This is a genomic window from Rhizobacter sp. P2_H2 (assembly GCF_056403375.1).
The window spans coordinates 1-4,180 of record NZ_JBFUFP010000457.1; the positions used below are offsets into that span (position 1 = coordinate 1).

The 4,180-nt window shown below is 70.8% G+C and carries 5 protein-coding genes; 2 read left to right on the plus strand and 3 right to left on the minus strand.

Annotation, left to right across the window (positions count from 1 at the left end; all coding sequences use genetic code 11):
• On the plus strand, nucleotides 1–776 hold a 776-nt coding region (gene mnmC1 / locus AC1D15_RS20265; RefSeq protein ID WP_477827383.1), incomplete at its 5' end, for an FAD-dependent 5-carboxymethylaminomethyl-2-thiouridine(34) oxidoreductase MnmC1.
• On the opposite strand, the gene AC1D15_RS20270 is transcribed toward mnmC1, so the two are convergent.
• From AC1D15_RS20270 to rpiA, 3 genes are all read right to left on the minus strand, one after another.
• On the minus strand, nucleotides 777–1,874 hold the full coding sequence (locus tag AC1D15_RS20270) for a PGAP1-like alpha/beta domain-containing protein (RefSeq protein WP_477827384.1): 1,098 nt from the start codon (nucleotides 1,872–1,874) through the stop codon (nucleotides 777–779). It abuts the gene before it with no gap.
• 14 nt (nucleotides 1,875–1,888) lie between these two features.
• Nucleotides 1,889–2,077, minus strand: a complete 189-nt coding sequence (locus AC1D15_RS20275) for a hypothetical protein (protein ID WP_047510891.1) — start codon at nucleotides 2,075–2,077, stop codon at nucleotides 1,889–1,891.
• Between the two features lie 78 nt (nucleotides 2,078–2,155).
• The gene (gene rpiA, locus AC1D15_RS20280) at nucleotides 2,156–2,815 is read right to left on the minus strand and encodes a ribose-5-phosphate isomerase RpiA (RefSeq protein ID WP_047510889.1); all 660 of its coding nucleotides are present in this window, start codon (nucleotides 2,813–2,815) and stop codon (nucleotides 2,156–2,158) included.
• Nucleotides 2,816–2,889: 74 nt separating this feature from the next.
• Between rpiA and AC1D15_RS20285 the strand changes: the two genes are divergently transcribed.
• Nucleotides 2,890–3,924, plus strand: a complete 1,035-nt coding sequence (locus AC1D15_RS20285; RefSeq protein ID WP_477827385.1) for a quinone-dependent dihydroorotate dehydrogenase — start codon at nucleotides 2,890–2,892, stop codon at nucleotides 3,922–3,924.
• Nucleotides 3,925–4,180 lie beyond the last annotated feature (256 nt).

Sequence of the window (4,180 nt, forward strand, 5' to 3'; positions counted from 1 at the left end):
GGTTCTACCCGCAGGGCGGCTGGGTGCAGCCCGGCGCGCTGGTGCGCTGGTTCATCGCGCAAGGCGGCGAGCGGATCCGCTGGCGTGGCAGCGTGCAGGTCGAGTCCATCCACCGCGACGGCGACGGCCGCTGGCAGCTGAAAGACGCGCAGGGTGCGAACATCGCCAGTGCACCGGTGCTGGTGCTCGCGAACGCCGGCGATGCGTTGCGGCTGCTCGGCCAGCCCGCGTGGTCGGTCGAGGCGGTGCGGGGCCAGCTGAGCCTGGCACCGGCCGACGCCGCGGGCTGGGCGCTGCCGCGCATTCCGCTGGCCGGCGCCGGCTACCTGCTGCCGCCGATCGACGGCATGGCGGTGTTCGGCGCCACCAGCACGGCCGGCGACATGGCCCCCGAGCTGCGGCAGGCCGACCATGAGCACAACCTGGCGCAGTACCGCAAGCTGACGGGGAAGACCGCACCGGTCGACGCGTGCGCGCTGCAAGGCCGCACGGCGTGGCGCTGGGTCGCCGGCGACCGGCTGCCGATCGTCGGCGCCGTCCCCGACCTGCAGGCCGCGAGCACGCGCCCCATTGATCAAGTGCGTTTCGTGCCGCGCGTGCCGGGCCTGTTCGTGTTCACCGCGCTGGGTTCGCGCGGCATCACCTGGTCGGCCCTCGGCGCGGGTGCGCTCGCGTCGGCGGTCACCGGCGCGCCAGCACCGCTGGAGAGCAGCCTGCTCGATGCGATCGACCCGGCCCGCTTCATCGCCCGCCAGGTGCGGCGCGACGCCCGCTGATCAGGCCCAGGCCGCGCGCAGCCAGCGGCGCAGCGCCGCCGCGACGCGCGGGTGGTTCAGCAGGTCCATGTGGCCGACACCGTCGATCTCGACGCGTTCGACATCACCGGCCAGCGCCGGATCCACCGCGCTGCCGGGCCGCACCAGGCCGTCGCCCAGGCCCGCGACAAGCCGCATCGGCACCGCCACCGTGCTCGGCACCGCACCATGGCGCAGGTCGCGGATGCCGCGGCTGCGCGCATCGGCGAGCCGGCTCAACGGCCGCGTGATCGCCGACGCATCGAGCACCGAAGAGAGCACGTGCCCGGCCCGTTCCAGCGGCGCACCGCGGTGCGGCGTGCCCAGGCAGACCAGCATCCGGATGCGATCGAGCCACGGGCTGCCGTCGGCCAGCGCCTGCTCGCAGGCGGCGCGCGCGATCAGCCCGCCCATGCTGTGGCCGACCAGCACGATGTCGCCGGCGCGCTCAGGTGCGGCATCGATCCATTGCGTCAGCAGCACCGCCAAAGCGCGCGCGTTGTCGCTGATCGACAACCCGCTGTTGTAGCGAAGAAAAAGCGCGGTGGCGCCGAACTCGCGCTCGACCATTGCCGGATACGAATCGCCGGCCGACTCGGCGCGCGCGACCGTCCAGCTGTGTTCATCGCAGGCCAGCCCGTGGATGAACAGGCAGACCCGCTCCGCCGGTGCCACGCCTTCGGGGTACAGGGCCATGCGCACCGCGAGCGGGTTGCCTGCGGCCTGCAGCGCATCGCCGGCCACGCCGTTCAGCGCGCTGCGCAGGGCCTGCTCGCGCGCGCCCGGTTGGCGTGTCGGATCGGTGAGGCGCTGTTCGGCATGGCCGGCCAGCGTGAGGGCGGCAGCGCCGGTCTGGCGCACCGTCGTGTGGACCACCGTGCTGACCAAGTCGTGCACCCGCTGCACCCAGCGGGCGGGCGCTGCGACCACGGGCACGTGCTGCAGCGTCGCGAAGGCCTGGTCGGCGATCGCCTGGTGCATCTGCTGCACCTGCGTGGAGGTCGCCTCGAAGCCGGCCTTCAGCGCGGCCGCGTAGGCGCCGGGCACCGCCGGCTTGCCGCGGGGTCGCAGGGGCCGCATGAGGTTCAGGGCGCTCAGGGCGCCGGCTGGTCTCCGGCGCCTGCGCCCTGGGTCTGGCCTTCGGCGGGCTCGTCGCCCTGTCCGGCTTCGCCGGAGCCCGGGCTGGTCTTGCGAAGCTCCTTTTCCTTCAGCTTCTCTTCCTTCTTCTTTTTCTTGGCCAGCTCGCGCTGGCGCTTTTCGAACGAGTAGTTGGGTTTGGCCATGGGCCGTCCTTTTTCAGCGGATTCGGAACAGGCCCGAGGTTACGCCCTTTTTGGGGGGGTGCGAGGCCCGGGAGTGGATCAGAACGTCAGCGTCTTCACGCCCTGCGAGGTGCCCAGCAGGCAGGCGCCGGCCCGGTTGCGCGCGAAGATGCCGACGGTGACGACGCCCGGCCACTGGTTGATCTCGCGCTCCATCGCCACCGGGTCGATGATGGCCAGGCCGCGCACGTCGAGGATGCTGCAGCCGTTGTCGGTGACGACGCCGGCGCGCAGCTGCGCATCGCCGCCGAGGCCGCGCAGCCGGCGCGCGATCTGCGCCGCTGCCATCGGGATCACCTCCACCGGCACCGGGAAGCGGCCGAGCGTGTCGACGAGCTTCGATTCGTCGGCGATGCAGATGAAGTTCTGCGCGATGTCGGCGACGATCTTCTCGCGCGTGAGCGCGGCGCCCCCGCCCTTGATCATGAAGCCGTGGTGGTCGATCTCGTCGGCGCCGTCGATGTAGACCGGGATGGTGTCGACGGCATTGCTGTCGAGCACCGCGATGCCGTGCGCGCGCAGCCGCTCGGAGCTTCGTTCGCTGCTGGAGACAGCGCCGGCGATGCGGTCCTTGATGCCGGCCAGCGCGTCGATGAAGCAGTTCACCGTGGAGCCGGTGCCCACGCCGACGATGCTGCCGGGTTGCACGTAGGCCAGCGCGGCCTGGCCGACGAGGGCCTTCAGTTCGTCCTGTGTCATGGCTGAACGCTTGGAAGCGGGGTCGTTTGAGACAATCCGCGATTATCCAAGACGCTGGTCCCCGCATTCATCCCATGGCCCTGGTCCCCTACCCCCTCACCCGCCCCTTCCTGTTCGGCCTCGACCCCGAGCAGGCACATGACCTGACGCTCGGCGCGTTGGCGCGCATCCAGCGCACGCCGTTGATCTGTGCGGTCGCGCAGCCGCGGGTCGACGACCCGGTGACGGTGGCGGGCATCCGTTTCCCGAACCGCATCGGCCTCGCGGCCGGGCTCGACAAGAACGGCCGTTGCATCGACGGGCTGGCCGCGATGGGCTTCGGCTTCATCGAGGTCGGCACCGTGACGCCGCTCGGCCAGCCGGGCAACCCGAAGCCGCGCATGTTCCGCCTGCCGCAGGCGAACGCGCTGATCAACCGGCTCGGCTTCAACAACCAGGGGCTGGCCGCCTTCATCGCCAACGTGAAGCAGGCGCGCTTCCGGGCGCAGGGCGGCGTGCTGGGGTTGAACATCGGCAAGAACGCGGCGACGCCGATCGAGCGCGCGGTCGACGACTACCTGCTGTGCCTGGACGGCGTGTACCCGCATGCCGACTACGTGACGGTGAACATCTCGTCGCCGAACACGAAGAACCTGCGCGCGCTGCAGAGCGACGAGGCGCTGGATGCGCTGCTCTCGGCGGTGCAGGAGCGCAAGCAGGCGCTTGCGAAGCAGCACGGCCGCAGCGTGCCGGTGTTCGTGAAGATCGCGCCCGACCTCGACGAGGCGCAGGTCGGCGTGATCGCCGCGACCTTGAAGAAGAACGCGATCGACGGCGTGATCGCGACCAACACGACGATCGCGCGCGATGCGGTGAAGCACCTGCCGCACGGCGAAGAGGCCGGCGGCCTGAGCGGCGCGCCGGTGCTTGCGGCCTCGAACCGGGTGATCGCGCAGCTGCGCGCCGCGCTGGGCGCGGGCTACCCGATCATCGGCGTCGGTGGTGTGTTGAGCGGTGCCGACGCGCAATCGAAGATCGCGGCCGGCGCCGACCTGGTGCAGCTCTACACCGGCTTCATCTACAAGGGGCCGGAACTGGTCACCGAAGCGGCCCGCGCACTCAAGAAGTAGCCCGGGTGCCAACCCGGGGATCAACCCTCATTTGTTCGCTTGTCAYCTCCCMMAAGGCAGGGYGGTGGCACGAAGGCGCGAGCGGGGAGTCTGGGGAGCGCCAATAAGGGAGTGGCGCCGGAGCTGGCTGGTTTCATGGCCCGCGTGCGCAGCACGCTTCGTGAACTGACTGTCGCCCACTGTTTGACCACAACGAACGAAGTGAGTGGCGGGAGTTTGGGCGACGGGCCATGAAACCAGTCAGCGCAGGGGAGTC